This window comes from Dellaglioa sp. CoH-57-MRSF-18 (assembly GCF_056781995.1).
In genome coordinates this window covers 1-361 of record NZ_JBXAXX010000133.1, presented here as the reverse complement: position 1 = coordinate 361, position 361 = coordinate 1, and the positions used below count along the sequence as shown (strand labels likewise).

1 protein-coding gene is annotated in these 361 nt (G+C 52.4%); it reads right to left on the bottom strand.

Going from position 1 to position 361, the window contains the following annotated elements; translation table 11 throughout:
* Positions 1-361 (bottom strand): FAD-dependent thymidylate synthase (locus AC1RPG_RS08430; RefSeq protein WP_481762538.1); only part of this gene is annotated, 361 nt, incomplete at both ends.

Sequence of the window (361 nt, the reverse complement as noted above, 5' to 3'; positions counted from 1 at the left end):
GTGCCACGCACGAGCATCATTCAGGTCCTTTGGATCGACAATACGCGGATTGCTTGCGGACATGGCCCGAAGCATAGTCTCAGCCAAATCTTTGATTTCGGGCTGGGCATCCGGGTGATTACGCAGCTCAAAGAAGTTGTCCCATTGACTCGACGTGACCACCACATTGATGTTGGTAAACGCCTCAAGCACGCGATTGGCAACCTGCTTGTGGATGTTGTACTCATTGGTCCAGCGCTCAACGTAATCAGCAGTCAGGTTTGCCAGCTCCTGCCATTCCTTTCGGAACTTATCGAGAACATCGGCAGTAACTTGATCGCTAGCCTGCATGCCCGTTTCGTTCAGACCGACGTGAGCAAAG